Source organism: Mesorhizobium sp. RSR380A (genome assembly GCF_054719385.1).
Genome location: NZ_JBTTIB010000001.1, coordinates 2732066 through 2748716 on the forward strand (window position 1 = coordinate 2732066; position 16651 = coordinate 2748716).

The 16651-nt window shown below is 62.9% G+C and carries 17 protein-coding genes; 5 read left to right on the top strand and 12 right to left on the bottom strand.

The window, feature by feature from the left end:
• Nucleotides 1-23: 23 nt before the first annotated feature.
• From ACYG9Z_RS13205 to mdh, 10 genes are all read right to left on the bottom strand, one after another.
• Entirely contained in the window at nucleotides 24-779 is a 756-nt protein-coding gene (locus ACYG9Z_RS13205; RefSeq protein ID WP_023683871.1) for an SDR family oxidoreductase, read from the bottom strand.
• Entirely contained in the window at nucleotides 776-1282 is a 507-nt protein-coding gene (locus ACYG9Z_RS13210) for a hypothetical protein (protein ID WP_023736766.1), read from the bottom strand. Before ACYG9Z_RS13210 ends, ACYG9Z_RS13205 begins: the two co-directional genes overlap by 4 nt.
• Nucleotides 1279-2013, bottom strand: coding sequence for a DUF4241 domain-containing protein (locus ACYG9Z_RS13215; RefSeq protein ID WP_031244199.1), 735 nt, complete (start codon nucleotides 2011-2013; stop codon nucleotides 1279-1281). Before ACYG9Z_RS13215 ends, ACYG9Z_RS13210 begins: the two co-directional genes overlap by 4 nt.
• Nucleotides 2014-2029: 16 nt before the next feature.
• Nucleotides 2030-3322 carry a 2-oxoglutarate dehydrogenase complex dihydrolipoyllysine-residue succinyltransferase gene (odhB, locus tag ACYG9Z_RS13220; RefSeq protein ID WP_023683869.1) on the bottom strand — a complete coding sequence of 431 codons (1293 nt, stop codon included), beginning with the start codon at nucleotides 3320-3322 and terminating at the stop codon, nucleotides 2030-2032.
• 48 nt (nucleotides 3323-3370) lie between these two features.
• On the bottom strand, nucleotides 3371-6358 hold the full coding sequence (locus ACYG9Z_RS13225; protein WP_023670536.1) for a 2-oxoglutarate dehydrogenase E1 component: 2988 nt from the start codon (nucleotides 6356-6358) through the stop codon (nucleotides 3371-3373).
• Nucleotides 6359-6486: 128 nt separating this feature from the next.
• On the bottom strand, nucleotides 6487-7392 hold the full coding sequence (gene sucD / locus ACYG9Z_RS13230; protein ID WP_023752710.1) for a succinate--CoA ligase subunit alpha: 906 nt from the start codon (nucleotides 7390-7392) through the stop codon (nucleotides 6487-6489).
• Nucleotides 7393-7404: 12 nt separating this feature from the next.
• On the bottom strand, nucleotides 7405-7902 hold the full coding sequence (locus ACYG9Z_RS13235; RefSeq protein WP_023752711.1) for a DUF1579 family protein: 498 nt from the start codon (nucleotides 7900-7902) through the stop codon (nucleotides 7405-7407).
• Nucleotides 7903-7904: 2 nt separating this feature from the next.
• Nucleotides 7905-8276: a cupin domain-containing protein gene (locus tag ACYG9Z_RS13240; RefSeq protein ID WP_023670539.1), complete on the bottom strand. Its 372-nt coding sequence runs from the start codon at nucleotides 8274-8276 to the stop codon at nucleotides 7905-7907.
• Nucleotides 8277-8282: 6 nt separating this feature from the next.
• The gene (sucC, locus tag ACYG9Z_RS13245; RefSeq protein ID WP_023752712.1) at nucleotides 8283-9476 is read right to left on the bottom strand and encodes an ADP-forming succinate--CoA ligase subunit beta; all 1194 of its coding nucleotides are present in this window, start codon (nucleotides 9474-9476) and stop codon (nucleotides 8283-8285) included.
• Nucleotides 9477-9509: 33 nt separating this feature from the next.
• Complete coding sequence (mdh, locus tag ACYG9Z_RS13250) at nucleotides 9510-10478, bottom strand: malate dehydrogenase (protein ID WP_023670541.1); 969 nt, start codon at nucleotides 10476-10478, stop codon at nucleotides 9510-9512.
• Between the two features lie 233 nt (nucleotides 10479-10711).
• Between mdh and ACYG9Z_RS13255 the strand changes: the two genes are divergently transcribed.
• The gene (locus tag ACYG9Z_RS13255) at nucleotides 10712-11140 is read left to right on the top strand and encodes a GNAT family N-acetyltransferase (protein WP_023752713.1); all 429 of its coding nucleotides are present in this window, start codon (nucleotides 10712-10714) and stop codon (nucleotides 11138-11140) included.
• Nucleotides 11141-11350: 210 nt separating this feature from the next.
• Here the strand turns inward: ACYG9Z_RS13255 and zapE are convergent, their stop codons facing one another.
• Complete coding sequence (gene zapE, locus ACYG9Z_RS13260) at nucleotides 11351-12535, bottom strand: cell division protein ZapE (RefSeq protein ID WP_023752714.1); 1185 nt, start codon at nucleotides 12533-12535, stop codon at nucleotides 11351-11353.
• Nucleotides 12536-12564: 29 nt separating this feature from the next.
• Entirely contained in the window at nucleotides 12565-13104 is a 540-nt protein-coding gene (locus tag ACYG9Z_RS13265; protein WP_023687689.1) for a protease inhibitor Inh/omp19 family protein, read from the bottom strand.
• 376 nt (nucleotides 13105-13480) lie between these two features.
• On the opposite strand from ACYG9Z_RS13265, the gene ACYG9Z_RS13270 reads away from it, so the two are divergent.
• The 4 genes from ACYG9Z_RS13270 to mtaB all read left to right on the top strand — a co-directional run bounded on the left by ACYG9Z_RS13270 (nucleotide 13481) and on the right by mtaB (nucleotide 16641).
• A complete protein-coding gene (locus tag ACYG9Z_RS13270; protein WP_245259956.1) occupies nucleotides 13481-14104 on the top strand; it encodes a hypothetical protein in 624 nt (207 codons plus the stop codon).
• A 98-nt stretch (nucleotides 14105-14202) separates the two neighbouring features.
• Nucleotides 14203-14364 carry a DUF1328 family protein gene (locus ACYG9Z_RS13275; protein ID WP_023683859.1) on the top strand — a complete coding sequence of 54 codons (162 nt, stop codon included), beginning with the start codon at nucleotides 14203-14205 and terminating at the stop codon, nucleotides 14362-14364.
• Nucleotides 14365-14437: 73 nt separating this feature from the next.
• Nucleotides 14438-15322 (top strand): diaminopimelate epimerase, encoded by an 885-nt coding sequence (dapF, locus tag ACYG9Z_RS13280; RefSeq protein ID WP_023752716.1) that lies wholly within the window; start codon nucleotides 14438-14440, stop codon nucleotides 15320-15322.
• Nucleotides 15322-16641: a tRNA (N(6)-L-threonylcarbamoyladenosine(37)-C(2))-methylthiotransferase MtaB gene (gene mtaB, locus ACYG9Z_RS13285; protein ID WP_023752717.1), complete on the top strand. Its 1320-nt coding sequence runs from the start codon at nucleotides 15322-15324 to the stop codon at nucleotides 16639-16641. The genes dapF and mtaB overlap by 1 nt, the downstream gene beginning before the upstream one ends.
• Nucleotides 16642-16651 lie beyond the last annotated feature (10 nt).

Here is a 16651-nt window from a genome sequence, read left to right on the forward strand (position 1 = left end):
GTTCGTTTCCCTTAGCTTGGGGCTCAGCGGCCGCCGCTTACATTCAGGATTGCGCCCGTCGTGTAGGACGCTTCATCCGACAAAAGATAGAGAACGGCATGCGCGACTTCATCCGCCGTGCCGGCTCGTTTCATCGGCAGCATGTCGCGGAACCGCTCGACCCGGTCCGGCTGGCCGCCCGAAGCGTGGATCTCGGTGTCGATGATGCCCGGCCGTATCGCGTTGACGCGCACGCCTTCGGTCGCGACTTCGCGCGCCAGGCCGAGCGTAAAAGTGTCGATCGCCGCCTTGGACGCTGCATAGTCGACATATTCGCCGGGCGAGCTGTGTAGCGACGCCGCGGACGAGATGTTGACGATGGCGCCGCCCTGGCCGCCATGCTTGCTCGACATGCGTTTGACCGCTTCGCGCGCGCACAGGAACGAGCCGATGACGTTGATGCGCATCATGCGCTCCAGCCGCGCCAGGCTCATCTCATCGACGCGCGCCTTGACGTCGACGACGCCGGCATTGTTGACCAGCGCGTCGAGCCGGCCATAGGCGCGATCGACGGCTTCGAACATGGCGACGATGTCGGCTTCGACGCCGACGTCGCCCTTGACGGCAAATGCCTCGCCACCCGCCGCCTCGATTTCGTCGACCAGCGCCTTGGCGGCAGCCTCGTTCGAGGCATAGTTGACCGCGACCCGGTAGCGCGCCTTTGCCGCAAGCCGGCAGGTGGCCGCGCCAATGCCACGACTGCCGCCGGTGACCAGAAGCACCTTCTTGGACGCGCTCATTCCTGGCAACCTTTCAGCAGAAACACGTCCCATGGCAGTTTTGAGAAACCGTTCGGGCCGAAGGCCGTCGACATCTGCAGCGACGGCCCGAGATCGGGGAAGATCAGGCTCTGCGGCGCGTCCGTGCCTTCCGCCGCCAGGAGCGCGATGTTGCCCTTGTCGTCGGCGCTGTAGATGACGCCATGCCAGACCGTGCAGGCGGCAAGCTCGTCACCGGTGACGTCGCCGGTCGGGCATTTGTACATCAGCGACCCTTGCGGTCGCGAAACACCGGATGTCCACATGACAATGCCGTCGAGAACGATGCCCTTGTCGAGCACCATCTTGAACGAGTTGGTGACGGTGACCGCATCCGTCGTCGGCCGGAAATCAATGCCGGCCTCGCTTTCGGCATCGCCATAGACAGCAAGCGCCAGCGGGCAGGCGGCATGCGCCTCGTAACCCGCTGCGAGAACAGCCAGCCCGGCCATAAATCCGATCATTGGCGAAGCGATGTTTGTCATGAATTGCTCGGGCTGCTCTCGCGGCCGTCGGCGTTTTCGAGCACCTCGAAATCGGTCATCAAGACCAGCGGCTCGCCGGCCGCATCCAGTCCCCAGAAGGAATAATAGTTCCCATCACCGAAGCCAGTGTCGAACATGGCTATATTAAGCGGATTTCCATCAACCGGATTATCCATGCGGAACTTGTCGAACGAGCATGCAACGTCAGCAAGATAGCTGTCGAGTTCCTCCTGCTCGGACATCAGCGTCAGAACCGACTTGTCCATGAACGAAGCAACATTGTCATCGACAATAAATCCAGACTTCCAGGACGATGTGCCGACGTCGCGGACGAAGGCAGCCAACTCCCACCGCACCGGCAAGCCAGTGCCAAACCGCAATACCGCTGCAGCAACACGGCCTTGCGCCTCAAGCAACGTGACTGGATAGCATCCCGGCCTGACCTTACGGCTAAACACAGGCCGTTCCAGCCCGGTAATCAGTGGATCGCAAGCGATGATTTCGCCGGTCGGTAGCTCAAGCTCACCGATCGCGGTGACGATGATCTTCCGCTCCGCCATTTCGGCTTCGGGAGCGAAGACACCGAGATTGCTGCTCGCCGGCGCCGAATCCCATTCAGTCGAGGTCGCCGGCGGAGAGATGGCGGCGGAAGCCGCCGGCCGGGAACGCCTCAATACGCTACCCGCTACTCGACCCAGCTTGAACCCAAACCGCGCCAGCCAGCCGCTCATGACGGATCAGCTCCGATCACAAATCAAGCACCAGCCGTTCGGGATCCTCCAGGCTATCCTTGACGCGGACCAGGAAGGTCACGGCTTCCTTGCCGTCGACGATACGGTGATCGTAGCTCAGCGCCAAGTACATCATCGGCCGGATCACGATCTGGCCGCCGACCACGACCGGCCGGTCCTGGATCTTGTGCATGCCCAAAATGCCGGACTGCGGCGCATTGAGGATCGGCGTCGACATCAGTGAGCCGTAAACGCCGCCATTGGAGATGGTGAACGTACCACCCTGCATGTCGGCGACCGACAGCTTGCCGTCCCGCGCGGCAATGCCCAGCCGGCCGATATCCTTTTCGATCTCGGCAATCGACATTTGGTCGGCATTGCGCACCACTGGCACGACGAGACCCTTTTCGGTGCCGACGGCAACGCCGATATGGGCATAGTTCTTGAAGATGATGTCGGTGCCGTCGATCTCGGCATTGACCGAGGGGATTTCCTTCAATGCGTGCGTAACCGCTTTGGTGAAGAAGCCCATGAAGCCGAGCTTCACGCCGTGCTTCTTCTCGAAGATGTCCTTGTACTTGGTCCTGAGCGCCATCACCGCCGACATGTCGACCTCGTTGAAGGTGGTCAGCATGGCGGCGGTCGACTGCGCTTCCTTGAGCCGGCGCGCAATGGTCTGGCGCAGCTTGGTCATGCGCACGCGCTCCTCGCGCGACGCATCGTCGCCCGAGGACGGCGCACGCACGGCGACCGGAGCCGGTGCGGCCTTCGGAATTTCGGCCGGCTGCGACGGCGCGCCCTTGGAAATCGCGTCGAGCACGTCGCCCTTCAGCACCTGGCCGCGCTTGCCCGAGCCAGAAACCTGGTCGACCGACAGATTGTTCTCGGCGATCAGCTTTGCGGCAGCTGGCGCCGGCGGCATTGTGCGCGGCTCGACCGGCCCGGCATCGCCGGCTATCTTGGCGGTCTCGGCCGCGGCCTGCTTGGTCGTATGTGCCGCGTCGGGGCTCGACGCCTGCGACACAGCTTGCGGCTTGGTCTCCTGCTTGGACGCCGGGGCGGCCGTGGCGACGCCTGCCGAGATCGAACCCAGCAACGCGCCGACGCCGACGGTCTCGCCTTCCTTGGCGGTGATCTCGCCCAGCGTGCCGGCGGCGGCGGCAGGCACCTCCACCGTCACCTTGTCGGTTTCGAGCTCGACCAGCGGCTCGTCGACGGCAATGGCATCGCCGACCTTCTTGAACCACTTGCCTATGGTCGCCTCGGTGACGGATTCGCCGAGAGTGGGAACGCGGATTTCGGTAGCCATTGTGCCTGTTCCGTTTCTTCTCTGTCTGTTCTATTCGCCGGGTTTGTTCTATTCGCCGAGCGCGTCTTCGAGCAGGGCGGCGAGCTGCGCCAAATGCTTCGACATCAAGCCGGTCGCCGGCGATGCCGCCGCAGGACGTCCGGTATAGCGCACCCGCTGGTGCTTGGCGTCGATATGCGCCAGCACCCATTCCAGATACGGATCGATGAACGACCAGGCGCCCATATTCTTGGGTTCCTCCTGGCACCACACCATCTCGGCATTGCGGAAGCGCGACAGTTCGGTGATCAGCGCCTTGGCCGGGAACGGATAGAGCTGTTCGACGCGCAAGAGATAGATGTCGTTGATGCCGCGCTTCTCGCGTTCCTCGTACAGGTCGTAATAGACCTTGCCCGAGCACAGCACGACGCGGCGGATTTTGGAATCCTTGGTGAGCTTGATCGCCTGGTTCTGCAACAGCTGGGCGTCGTCCCACAACAGCCGGTGGAACGAGCTTTCGCCCGAAATCTCCGGCAGCGTCGACACTGCCCGCTTGTGGCGCAGCAGCGACTTCGGCGTCATCAGGATCAGCGGCTTGCGGAAGTCGCGCTTCAGTTGCCGGCGCAATATGTGGAAGTAGTTTGCCGGCGTGGTGCAGTTGGCGACTTGCATATTGTCTTCGGCGCAGAGCTGCAGGAAACGCTCGAGCCGGGCCGAGGAATGTTCCGGCCCCTGGCCCTCATAGCCATGCGGCAGCAGGCAGACCAGGCCCGACATGCGCAGCCACTTGCGCTCGCCCGACGAGATAAACTGGTCGAACACCACCTGGGCGCCGTTGGCGAAATCGCCGAACTGCGCTTCCCAGAGCGTCAGCGCCTTAGGCTCGGCCAGGCTGTAGCCATACTCGAAGCCGAGCACCGCCTCTTCCGACAGCATCGAGTTGATGACTTCGTAGCCGGCCTGTGCGGCCGAGAGATTGTTGAGCGGGATGTAGCGGGTCTCGTCGCGCTGGTCGTAGAGCACGGAATGGCGCTGCGAGAAGGTGCCGCGTTCTGAATCCTGGCCGGAGAGCCGGATCGGATTGCCGTCGAGCAGGATGGCGCCGAAGGCCAGCGCCTCGGCCGTCGACCAGTCGATGCCTTCGCCGGAGTCGATCGCCTGGCGGCGGTTTTCGAGGAAGCGGATGATGGTCTTGTGCGCCTCGAAACCTTTCGGCACCTCGGTCAGTTTCTTGCCGATGTCCTTCAGCACCTTGACCGGCACGGCGGTCTTGCCGCGGCGCTGTTCGTCCTGGTTGTCGGCGGTGCGCAAACCAGACCAGGCGCCGTCCAGCCAGTCGGCCTTGTTGGGCTTGTAGTGCTGGCCGACTTCCCATTCGGACTCCAGATGGGCGCGCCAGTCGGCCTTCATCTTGTCGAGTTCGGCCTGGCTGATATGGCCCTCGGCGATCAGCCGGTCGCCATAGATCTGCACCGTCGTCTTGTGGTTGCGGATGTTGGCGTACATGATCGGCTGCGTGAAGGCCGGTTCGTCGCCCTCATTGTGGCCGAAGCGGCGATAGCAGAACATGTCCACCACCACCGGCTTGTGGAACTTCATGCGAAATTCGATCGCCACCTTGGTGGCATGCACCACCGCTTCCGGGTCGTCGCCATTGACGTGGAAGATCGGCGCCTCGATCATCTTGGCGACGTCGGACGGATAGGGCGACGAGCGCGAGAAGCGCGGATTGGTGGTGAAGCCGATCTGGTTGTTGATGATGAAATGCAGCGTGCCGGCGACGCGGTGGCCGCGCAGGCCCGACAGGCCGAGAATTTCCGCGATTACGCCCTGGCCAGCAAAGGCGGCGTCGCCATGCAGAAGCAGCGGCAGCACCTTGGCGCGCTCTTCCAGCGGCACGATCTCCTCGCGGCTGCGGCCGAACAGATAGTCCTGCTTGGCGCGCGCCTTGCCCATCACAACCGGATCGACGATTTCCAGATGCGAAGGATTGGCGGTCAGCGACAGATGCACCTTGTTGCCGTCGAATTCGCGGTCCGACGAGGCGCCGAGATGGTACTTGACGTCGCCCGAGCCCTCGACCTCGTCAGGAGCGGCCGAGCCGCCCTTGAATTCGTGGAAGATGGCGCGATGCGGTTTGGCCATCACCTGGGACAGCACGTTCAGCCGGCCGCGATGCGCCATGCCGAGCACGATCTCCTTCATGCCGAGCTGGCCGCCGCGCTTGATGATCTGCTCCAGCGCCGGGATCAGGCCTTCGCTGCCATCGAGGCCGAAGCGCTTGGTACCCTTGTACTTGACATCGATGAACTGCTCGAAGCCTTCGGCCTCGACCAGCTTCTGCAGGATCGCTTTTTTTCCCGTAGCGGTGAAGGAAATCTCCTTGTCGGCACCCTCGATGCGCGCCTGGATCCAGGCCTTCTCCTCGGGGTCGGAAATGTGCATGAACTCGACACCGAGCGTCGAGCAATAGGTGCGGGTCAGGATCTCCAGCATCTGCCGGATGGTGCCGAATTCGAGGCCGAGCACATTGTCGAGGAAGATCGGCCGGTCGTAGTCGGCTGCGGTGAAACCGTAATTCTCCGGGGACAGCTCGTTATAGTCCTCAAGCGGCTTGGCGATGCCGAGCGGGTCGAGATTGGCATGCAGATGGCCGCGCATGCGGAAGGCGCGGATCATCATGATGGCGCGCACCGAATCGCGCGTCGCCTGATGCACGTCGGCATCCGACAGCACGACGCCATTGGTGACCGCCTTGTCCTTGACCTTCTTTTCCAGATGCTTCTCGACGATGCCCCAATTGCCGTCGAGCGCCGACACCAGTTCGCCATTGGCCTGCAGCGGCCAGGAGGGCTTTGCCCAGGAAGCGCCCTTGGCGTTCTTGCGCACATCGCCGGCGTCGTCCTTCAGCCCGGCGAAAAAATCCTGCCATTCGGGGTTTACCGACTCTGGATCATCCTCATAGGACGCGTACAGCGCGTCGATATAGTCGGCATTGCCGCCATAGAGGAAAGAGGTGAGCGAAAATTGGTCGTTGGCCTGATCTTGTCTTGCCATTTTTGTCCGCGGAGCCTGGCTCCGTCTCCTTTTCAAAAGCGAATAGTGAGTAGCGAATAGCGAGTAGGGATTTTTCCCGGGTCGCGCCGTTACTCTCTTTTCCCTATTCGCTATTCACTACTCGCTACTCACTTGGCCTTGATCGCCTCGACCAGCGTCGTGCCCAGACGCGCCGGCGATGGCGATACTTTAATGCCGGCCGATTCCATCGCCGCGATCTTGTCTTCCGCGCCGCCCTTGCCGCCGGAGATGACCGCGCCCGCATGGCCCATGGTGCGACCGGCCGGCGCGGTGCGCCCGGCGATGAAGCCCGCCATCGGCTTTTTGCGGCCGCGTTTGGCCTCGTCCTTGAGGAACTGCGCGGCGTCTTCCTCGGCCGAACCGCCGATCTCGCCGATCATGATGATCGACTTGGTCTCGTCGTCGGCGAGGAACATCTCGAGCACGTCGATGAACTCGGTGCCTTTGACGGGGTCGCCGCCGATACCGACGGCGGTCGTCTGGCCGAGGCCGACATTTGTGGTCTGGAACACTGCCTCATAGGTAAGCGTTCCCGAGCGCGAAACAACGCCGACCGAGCCTTTGCGGAAGATGTTGCCGGGCATGATGCCGATCTTGCATTCGTCGGGGGTGAGCACACCAGGGCAGTTCGGGCCGATCAGCCGCGAGGTCGAGCGGTCGAGCCGCGCCTTGACCCTAACCATGTCCATCACCGGAATGCCTTCGGTGATGCAGACGATCAGCGGGATCTCGGCTTCGATGGCTTCGAGGATGGCTTCGGCGGCGCCCGCCGGCGGCACATAGACCACCGAGGCATTGGCGCCGGTCTTTTCCTTGCCCTCGGCAACGGAACCGAAGATCGGCAGGTTTTCGCCCTTGGCGCCGGTCCAGGTCTCGCCACCCTTCTTGGGATGGATGCCGCCGACCATCCTGGTGCCGTGATAGGCCAAGGCCTGCTCGGTGTGGAACGTGCCGGTCTTGCCGGTCAGGCCCTGAACCAGCACCTTGGTGTTCTTGTCGATGAGAATGGACATCGGAGCCCTTTTCTAAAAACCGTTGATCGAGGAAGGCGAAACGCGCCGGTAGACGCCGCTCACCATGTCTTGCCAGCTGTCGCTGCCGGCAGGTTTGAAATGCAGTCGCATCCGGTAGGCATCGGGAGTGTCGAAAATATACGTCACGCGCGCTGAGCCGCGCGGCGATGACCGCTCCAGAATCAGTTCTGCGCCGTTCCATGCACCTGTGGCCGGCGAGGCCGGCATAAAACCCATGGAATCGAACTGATGCATGGTGACGAGGCTGTTTGGCTGGTCGAAGCCGAACACTGAGTGCGACCCGAACGAGACCGTGCCGTCGCGGCGCTGGCGATAGCGCTGCACCACGAACAGGCCGCCGAACTGCGCCTCCGCCAGCACCTCCGACGTCGCCGTGCCGCCATCGGCCCATTGCGTTTCCGCCACCTCTTCCTCGCCGCGCCACGCGCCGACCAGCGCCTGCAGGCGCTGGTGATCGGCCGAGAGCGAGGAAAAGGAAGCCGCGTTCATGGTCAGAGCCGCTTCAGGTCGGTGACGGTGAGGTCGCTCTTGGCATTGCCGGTGTTGAGTGTCGTTGCCGGCTCGAACATCAGCACCACGGGCTCGGCGGTCAGCGACCGCGGCCGGTGCTCGACACCCCTTGGCACGACGATGAAGTCGCCCTCGCCGAGCTCGACCGGACCGTCGCGAAAATCGATGGCGATGCGTCCGCGCAGCACGAGAAAGGCCTCGTCCTCATGCTCATGTGCATGCCAGTCGAAGGTCTCGCCGAACTTGGCGACCTTCGCCTGGCTGTCATTGACGTCGCCGGCGATATGCGGATCGAAGACCTTGGTGATCGTTCGATCCGCCGCCTCGACCAGGTTTATCTTGCGCGGAGGCATTCGCCTTCAGCCCTTCACCGCCGCCACGATCTTCTTGGCTGCGTCGTCGAGATCGTCCGCCGACACCACGTTGAGGCCGCTGTCGTTGATGATCTTCTTGCCGAGTTCGGCATTGGTGCCTTCGAGGCGCACCACCAGCGGCACTTCCAGGCCGACTTCCTTGACCGCGGCAATCACGCCCTCGGCAATGATGTCGCACTTCATGATGCCGCCGAAGATGTTGATCAAGATGCCTTTGACCGCCGGATCCCGAGTGATGATCTTGAACGCCGCCGTCACCTTCTCCTTCGACGCGCCGCCGCCGACATCGAGGAAGTTGGCGGGCTCGGCGCCGTAGAGCTTGATGATGTCCATCGTCGCCATCGCGAGGCCGGCGCCATTGACCATGCAGCCGATATTGCCGTCGAGCGCGACATAGGCGAGGTCGTATTTCGACGCCTCGATCTCCTTCTCGTCCTCTTCGGTGGTGTCGCGCAATTCCATCAGTTCGGGGTGGCGAAACAGCGCGTTGTTGTCGAACGACACCTTGGCGTCCAGCACGCGCAGGCGGCCATTTTTCATCACGATCAGCGGGTTGACCTCGAGCAGGCTCATGTCCTTCTCGACAAAGGCCTTGTAGAGGATCGGGAACAGCGTGCCGGCATCCTTGGCGGCATCGCCGGTGAGGCCCAGCGCTTCCACCAATATGTCGACGTCGATGGTCGTCACGCCGGCCAGCGGATCGATGGCGCGGGTGATGATCTTGTCCGGTGTGTCGTGGGCGACGCCTTCAATGTCCATGCCGCCCTCGGTCGAGACGACGAAAGCGATGCGGCCGACCGAGCGGTCGACCAGGATCGACAGATAAAGCTCGCGCTCGATGTCGGCGCCGTCCTCGATATAAAGACGGTTGACCTGCTTGCCGGCGGGGCCGGTCTGCTTGGTCACCAGCGTGTGGCCGAGCATCTCATTGGCGTTGGCAACGACTTCGGCAACCGACTTAGCCAGCCGCACGCCGCCCTTTGCGTCGGGCGACAGTTCCTTGAACTTCCCCTTGCCGCGGCCACCGGCGTGGATCTGGCTCTTCACCACATAGAGCGGGCCGGGCAGCGCTTGTGCCGCGGCTTCCGCCTCGCTTGCCTTGAACACCGGCACGCCTTCGGCCACCGGCGCACCAAACGACTTCAGCAGCGCCTTGCCTTGATATTCATGGATGTTCATCTGGATGGTCTCCGGATCGGCTGCTTTGGGGGATTACTTCGAGGCGAGGTGCGGGGCGATCTTGACGCAAGCCTCGGTCAGGCCCTGCACTGTCGCCACCGAAGCGTCGAACATCTTCTGCTCGGCCTTGTTGAGGTCGATCTCGATGATGCGCTCGACGCCGCCGGCGCCGATGACAACGGGAACGCCGACATAGGTGCCCTTGACGCCATACTGGCCCGAGAGATGCGCAGCACAAGGCAGCACGCGCTTCTTGTCCTTGAGATAGGATTCGGCCATCGAAATTGCGGAAGCCGCCGGCGCGTAGAAGGCCGAGCCGGTCTTCAAGAGGCCAACGATCTCGGCGCCGCCGTCACGGGTGCGCTGGACGATCTGGTCGAGCTTTTCCTTCGAGGTCCAGCCCATCTTGATGAGGTCCGGCAGCGGAATGCCCGACACCGTGGAATAGCGGATCATCGGCACCATGGAATCGCCATGGCCACCGAGCACGAAGGCGGTGACGTCCTCGACCGAGACCTTGAACTCCTCGGCGAGGAAATAGCGGAAGCGCGCGCTGTCGAGCACGCCGGCCATGCCGACGACATGGGTCTTGGGCAGGCCCGAAAACTTCTGCAGCGCCCAGACCATGGCGTCGAGCGGGTTGGTGATGCAGATGACGAAGGCCTTGGGCGCGTATTTCTTCAGCCCGGCGCCGACCTGTTCCATGACCTTGAGGTTGATGCCGAGCAGATCGTCGCGGCTCATACCCGGCTTGCGCGGCACGCCGGCAGTGACGATGCAGACATCGGCGCCCTCGATCCCGGCATAATCATTGACCCCGGTCAGCCGGGAGTCAAAACCATCGACCGGCGAAGACTGCGCGATATCGAGCCCCTTGCCTTGCGGGATGCCCTCGGCAATATCGAACAGCACCACGTCGCCGAGGTCCTTGAGGCCGATCATGTGAGCGAGCGTGCCGCCGATCATGCCGGAGCCGATGAGCGCTATCTTGTTGCGTGCCATGTGAGGAAATTTTCCCTTTGTCTGTGACGACGCCCAAATCTCTGGCGATCTGGTTGACGGCGTCGAGGAAGAGGCCGGAATGCTGTGGTGTCAGCGGATTTCGCCGCATCCAGTAGCCCTGGTGGAAAATATATTCAATCGATTATTTTCGAGTGAATAATTTCAATCGGTTAGAAACATTGGGATTTACGTAAACGTCAAAATTTGTAAGCCGACTTGAGAGATTTTACACAATGAACGTGGAAATCAGAAGACTATATCCAGGCGATGACGCCCTTGTGAAGCGCATCGCCGAAGACGTGTTCGATGAACCGGTACGGGCCGACAGACTGTCCGCCTACCTCGCCTCCTCAGGTCATATGATCATTGTGGCACTGGCCGATGGCGTCGTCGTCGGCCAGTGTGCTGCCGTCATCCACCGCCACCTGGACAAGGTCAGCGAACTCTACATCGACGAGGTCGGCGTCTCACCCGCCTACCAGCGCCATGGCATCGCGCGAAAGATGCTCGACGCCATGTTCGCGCTCGGCCGCGAGCAGGGATGCGGCGAAGCCTGGGTCGGCACCGAACCGGACAATGTGCCAGCGCGCGCGCTTTATGAATCGCGCAAGGAGGTGCATGGGCCGGCGGAGTCGTTTGTGATGTATGTGTACGAGCTTTAGGCGTCGGCGGGACAGCGCCCCCCCCTCTGCCTTGCCAGGCATCTCCCCCACGAGGGGGGAGATCGGACGTCACGCGACCTTTCGCCAATCTCCAATGGCCGCATGAATGAGCGGAGCGCCGAAACCGCCAATCTCCCCCCGTGTGGGGGAGATGTCCGGCAGGACAGAGGGGGGCGCGAAGGATCACTACATAATGACCTCTTGGAACCCTCAGACCTGCGCTTCCGCGTTGTCCTTCTGCCGTTCCGCCCAGTCCTCCAGCCAGTCGCGGCTTTGCATCTCGATCAGCCGCGAGGCGGTGCGTTCGAATTCGAACACCTCGACGCCGCGCCTGGCCGTGTAAAGCTCAGGCGGGGGAGCCTCAGCGCTCACCACCAGCCGCGTGTGATGATCGTAGAGCGTGTCGATCAACAGGATGAAGCGCTTGGCCTCGTTGCGCTTGCCTTCGCCCAGCACCGGCACGTGATCGATGAAGACGGTCGAGAAGCGGCCGGCAATGGCCAGGAAATCGCGTGCGCCGAGCGGCTTTTCGCAGAGGTCGGCGAAGGAAAACCGCGCTGCATCCCCGGCGGCAGCCGGTATCCTCACTTGCCGCCCCTTGAGCGTCAGCGAGGTCTCGGCCGTCAGCGCTCCACGCGTCATCGCCTGCCAGGCCTCGTCGAGCACACGGTCGGCTTCGGCATCCGCCGGGGTGACATAAACCGGCGTGCGGGCGAGCTTTTCCAGCCTGTAGTCCTTGTCGGCATCAAGCGTCAGCACATGGGCGTGGCGCTCGAGAATGCTGATGAAGGGCAGGAAAAGCTGGCGGTTCAGCCCGTCGCGATAAAGGTCCTGCGGCGCGACATTCGAGGTGGCGACCAGAACCACGCCATTGGCGAACAGCGCCGAAAACAGCCGCGACAGGACCATCGCATCGGCAATGTCGGTGACCGAAAACTCATCGAAGCACAGCACCCAGGCCTGTTCGGCAAGCTGAAGCGCGACCGGCGGGATCGGGTCGTCCTCCTTGACGTCGCCGTTCTTGCGCGCCTGCCGGTGCTTCTGGATGCGGTCCTGCACATCGGCCATGAAGTCGTTGAAATGAACGCGGCGCTTGCGCCTGACCGGCAACAGCTCGAAGAACATATCCATCAGCATGGTCTTGCCGCGACCGACGCCGCCATGGATGTAGAGGCCCTTGACGGCCTCGCGCGTCTCGCGCTTGCGGGCAAACAGCCAACCGAGCGCGCTCGACTTGTGCGCCAGCCGCTTGACCGAGATCTCGTCGGTCAGCCGGTCGAGCGCGGCGGCGATGCGCTCCTGCGCAGGATCGCGCTCGATGGCGCCGGTTGCGACCAGATGGTCGTAGCGCTGCCTGACGGTCGCATGGGTCTGGAGGCCGTCACGCAGATGCATCGGTCACGTCGCTGTCTAGGATAGGCAGCCTATCTTGTAAGCGATATCGGCAAGCCGTTGGTAGTCTGGCCGTCGAATTTCGAACCGCCCGAGGAATAGAGCCGCGCCAGCGTGCCGCCATTCTCGTCATAGAGCGTCAGCTGCTTGCCGGCGACGTTCCACGATTTGATGCCGTCGATGGGCGGCGGGCAATGCAGCGGCCCGGCGCGGAAGCCGGCGCCGAATTTGGTCTGCGGCGTCGCCACCTTGCAGCTCTGTCCGGACACGCTGGCGTTCCAAACGCCGGCAACGCTCGCAGCGGTAAGGTCGGAGGCTCCGGCCGGCGCCGATCCGTCCGGCGGCAGCGAGGCGACCTGCGCGCCTGCCGGCGCGGTCGGGAATTGCGATGGGTCGGTGGTGCCCGGCGCTGCCGGGGGCGGCAGTTGGCTTCCGCTCACCGTGCCGGCGGGCGCGGGCTGCAGCGGGGCGGGCTGCTGGTCATCCATCGATGAAAAACGCGAGGTCGAACAGCCGCTCGCAACGAGCGCTGCCAGCGATACGGCCATCAGCCCGCTTCTCGAAAAAATCATTCCAACCTCCGTCGGATCCGGCTGGGGGGAAGCCGTCCGCACAATCTCACCCCTCACCAAAATGGAGAAGGTGGCGAAATTTCAACCCGATATGGTTAAAATAGGGTTTGCACCACGAATTGTTGTAAATTTGTCGCAAAATGGCTGGCGGACAAAAGGCATGTCTTCGCTCTAGCGCGGTTCCAACCGGTACATTGGTTGCGAAAGCGGCACCGGAGCCCGCAGCAGGTCGGCGCATCGGCGGTCGAGCGCAACTGCCGGCGCAAAACTGACTGAAGCACTTGAGGCGCAAGGCCTGGCGCGTGAGCGGTTTCGCGCCTTGCGTCCGGGCGAGCTTTGGGACGTTCCCGAGATCGAGCGCGGCTGAAGTCTGCATTTGGCCGTTTACGGCACTGCCGTTTTAGCCGATGTTCTATCGCAACAGGGGGAACAGATGAAATCAATCTTGGCAGTTTTGATCGCGCTGGTAGTTTCGACGCCGGCCGCTTTCGCGGGCGAAATCTCCGATCGCGCCGCTGAAGCCGAAAAGGCACTGCAGGCGGGTGATGGCGCCGGCGCGCTGGACAAATTCCGCAGCGCCGAGGACGCTCTGTGGCAAGCGATGCCGCTTGGCGTGCAAAATGTGAAGCATATCATGTCGGCCAGCGGCTTCGGCGCCTACGCCGAGCGCCCGAACCATGTCTACAAGCCGGGCGAAGAGATTGTGCTTTATATGGAGCCGGTCGGTTACGGCTACGGCTCGGATGGGCTCGGCAACAACCAGATCGCGCTTTACGTTGACCTTACCGTGCTTTCCCAGTCGGGCGAGAAGCTGGGAACCGTCGAAAAGCTTGGCCGGGTCCAGCTCGCCTCGCGCTCGCATAACCGAGAGATGTTCTTCAAATTAAACGTCTCCCTTGCTGGCGTTCCCCCCGGCAAATACCGCGCGGATTTCCTCATGCACGACGAGAACTCGCCAAAGACGGCGCCTTTCACGACCGACTTCGAGATTGCCGAATAGCGCGCCCAGTCGGAAAGAGCCTCGCGGCAACGGAACCAGAGCGCCGCAGATGCGTTCTTAAGCCGGCTGCAGGCCAGTCAATTTGCGAGGCATTGTCCATGATCAAATGGATCATCATTCTTCTCATCGTTGCTGCCGCCGCCAGCCTGCTCGGCATGCCGGCGCTGGCCGGTGCCGCCGCCACCGGCGCGCGCGTGCTGATCGGCATCGTTCTCGTCATCTTCCTGCTGATCGTGCTCGGCGTTTTCGCGGTAACCTAAACGCAGCCCACACTGGTAATTCCCGCCCGTTTCCGCCATATAGCGGCGAAACGTACAGGAATTACCTCAGATCATGGCAGGCACTGCCCCCTTCGCCAAGATGAACGGCATCGGCAACGAAATCATCGTCGCCGACATGCGTGGCCGTGCCGATAGGGTCACGGCGGCGTCGGCTGTCGCGCTGAACGCCGATGCGGCGACCAGGTTCGACCAGATCATGGCGATCCACGATTCGCGCACGCCGGGCACCGCCTTTTACATCGACATCTTGAATTCCGACGGCTCGGGCGCGCAGGCCTGCGGCAACGGCATGCGCTGTGTCGTCCAGGCGCTGGCCGCCGAAACCGGCCAGAAGACTTTCACCTTCGAGACCCGCGCCGGCATCCTCAACGCCGTCGAAAATGCCGACGGCACCATCTCGGTCGACATGGGCACTCCGCGCTTTGGCTGGCAGGACATTCCGCTGGCCGAGGAATTCCGCGACACCCGCATGATCGAGTTGCAGATCGGCCCCATCGACGCGCCGGTGCTGCATTCGCCTTCGGCTCTCTCGATGGGCAACCCTCACGCCATCTTCTGGGTCGACAACGATGTCTGGTCCTACGAACTCGAGCGTTTCGGCCCGCTGCTCGAAAACCATCCGATCTTCCCCGAGCGCGCCAACATCACCATCGCCCAGGTAACGTCGCCGGAGACGATGATCATCCGCACCTGGGAGCGCGGCGCCGGCCTGACCAAGGCTTGCGGCTCGGCCGCTTGCGCTTCCGTCGTCGCCGCTGCCCGCACCCGGCGCACCGGCCGCAGCGTTACGCTGATGACGCCCGGCGGCGGCTCGCTGCATGTGGAATGGCGCGACGACGACCACGTCATCCTGACCGGCGCTGCCGAATGGGAGTTTTCCGGCAATTTCGATCCGTCGACCGGCACCTGGGCCCGCGACACCGAAAGCGCGGCCTGATGTTTGCACTTGCCGATACCAAGGGCCCCAACTCCCAAGGCATAGACGTCGTCACCTTTGGCTGCCGTCTCAACACCTATGAATCCGAAGTGATGCGCCGCGAGGCCGAAAGCGCAGGTCTCGGCGCGCTCAAAGGCGGCGCCATTATCTTCAACACCTGCGCCGTCACCGCCGAAGCGGTGCGCCAGGCCAGGCAGTCGATCAGAAAGGCCCGCCGCGAAAATCCGGCGGCGCGCATCATCGTCACCGGCTGCGCCGCGCAAACCGAACCGCAGAATTTTGCCGCCATGGACGAGGTCGACCTTGTGCTTGGCAACGAAGAGAAGCTGAAGGCCAACTCCTACCGCGCGCTGCCGGATTTCGGCGTCAACGACAGCGAGAAGGCGCGCGTCAACGACATTTCCTCGGTGCGCGAGACCGCCGGCCACATGGTCGACGCCATCGAGGGCCGGGCACGTGCTTTCGTCCAGGTGCAGAACGGCTGCGACCATCGCTGCACCTTCTGCATCATCCCCTATGGCCGCGGCAACTCACGCTCGGTGCCGATGGGCGCCGTGGTCGAGCAGGTCAAGCGTCTGGCCGGCAACGGCTATGCCGAGATCGTGCTGACCGGCGTCGACATGACCAGCTTCGGCGCCGACCTGCCGGGCGCGCCGAAGCTGGGAAAGCTGGTGAAGACCATCCTGAAGCAGGTGCCCGACGTGAAGCGGCTGCGGCTGTCCTCAATCGATTCGATCGAGGCGGATGATGATCTGCTCGACGCCATCGCCACCGAACCCAGGCTGATGCCGCATCTGCATCTGTCGCTGCAATCAGGTGACGACATGATCCTGAAGCGCATGAAGCGCAGGCATTTGCGCGACCAGTCGATCCGCTTCTGCGAGGATGTGCGCAAGCTGCGCCCCGAAATCGTCTTCGGCGCCGACATCATCGCCGGCTTCCCGACCGAGACCGAGGAAATGTTTCAGAATTCGATAAAGATCGTCGAGGAATGTGGGCTGACGCACCTGCATGTCTTCCCGTTTTCGCCGCGCGAAGGCACGCCCGCCGCGCGCATGCCGCAGGTCCGCAGCGAATTGGTCAAGCAGCGCGCGGCCCAGCTGCGCGCCGCTGGTGAGGCTGCGTATCGCCGCCATCTGTCGTCGCTCCCGGGAACGCGCCAGTCGATCCTGGTCGAGCGGGACGGCCTCGGCCGCACCGAAGGGTTCACGCTTGCCGCGCTCGGCACAGGCGCGCCGGGCGAGATCGTCGAGGCAGACATCACCGGCCATGATGGGGCGCGCCTGATAGCCTCGCCCCTCACTGCCCGCGCCGCCTGAGACGATTGAA

Coding starts and splice junctions, on each gene's coding strand:
- ACYG9Z_RS13205 (WP_023683871.1), bottom strand. CDS start 779: ATGAGCGCGTCCAAGAAGGTGCTTCTGGTCACCGGCGGCAGTCGTGGC.
- sucC (WP_023752712.1), bottom strand. CDS start 9,476: ATGAACATCCATGAATATCAAGGCAAGGCGCTGCTGAAGTCGTTTGGT.
- ACYG9Z_RS13210 (WP_023736766.1), bottom strand. CDS start 1,282: ATGACAAACATCGCTTCGCCAATGATCGGATTTATGGCCGGGCTGGCT.
- ACYG9Z_RS13215 (WP_031244199.1), bottom strand. CDS start 2,013: ATGAGCGGCTGGCTGGCGCGGTTTGGGTTCAAGCTGGGTCGAGTAGCG.
- odhB (WP_023683869.1), bottom strand. CDS start 3,322: ATGGCTACCGAAATCCGCGTTCCCACTCTCGGCGAATCCGTCACCGAG.
- dapF (WP_023752716.1), top strand. CDS start 14,438: ATGGCAGGCACTGCCCCCTTCGCCAAGATGAACGGCATCGGCAACGAA.
- ACYG9Z_RS13240 (WP_023670539.1), bottom strand. CDS start 8,276: ATGCCTCCGCGCAAGATAAACCTGGTCGAGGCGGCGGATCGAACGATC.
- sucD (WP_023752710.1), bottom strand. CDS start 7,392: ATGTCCATTCTCATCGACAAGAACACCAAGGTGCTGGTTCAGGGCCTG.
- zapE (WP_023752714.1), bottom strand. CDS start 12,535: ATGCATCTGCGTGACGGCCTCCAGACCCATGCGACCGTCAGGCAGCGC.
- ACYG9Z_RS13235 (WP_023752711.1), bottom strand. CDS start 7,902: ATGAACGCGGCTTCCTTTTCCTCGCTCTCGGCCGATCACCAGCGCCTG.
- ACYG9Z_RS13275 (WP_023683859.1), top strand. CDS start 14,203: ATGATCAAATGGATCATCATTCTTCTCATCGTTGCTGCCGCCGCCAGC.
- ACYG9Z_RS13225 (WP_023670536.1), bottom strand. CDS start 6,358: ATGGCAAGACAAGATCAGGCCAACGACCAATTTTCGCTCACCTCTTTC.
- mdh (WP_023670541.1), bottom strand. CDS start 10,478: ATGGCACGCAACAAGATAGCGCTCATCGGCTCCGGCATGATCGGCGGC.
- mtaB (WP_023752717.1), top strand. CDS start 15,322: ATGTTTGCACTTGCCGATACCAAGGGCCCCAACTCCCAAGGCATAGAC.
- ACYG9Z_RS13265 (WP_023687689.1), bottom strand. CDS start 13,104: ATGATTTTTTCGAGAAGCGGGCTGATGGCCGTATCGCTGGCAGCGCTC.
- ACYG9Z_RS13255 (WP_023752713.1), top strand. CDS start 10,712: ATGAACGTGGAAATCAGAAGACTATATCCAGGCGATGACGCCCTTGTG.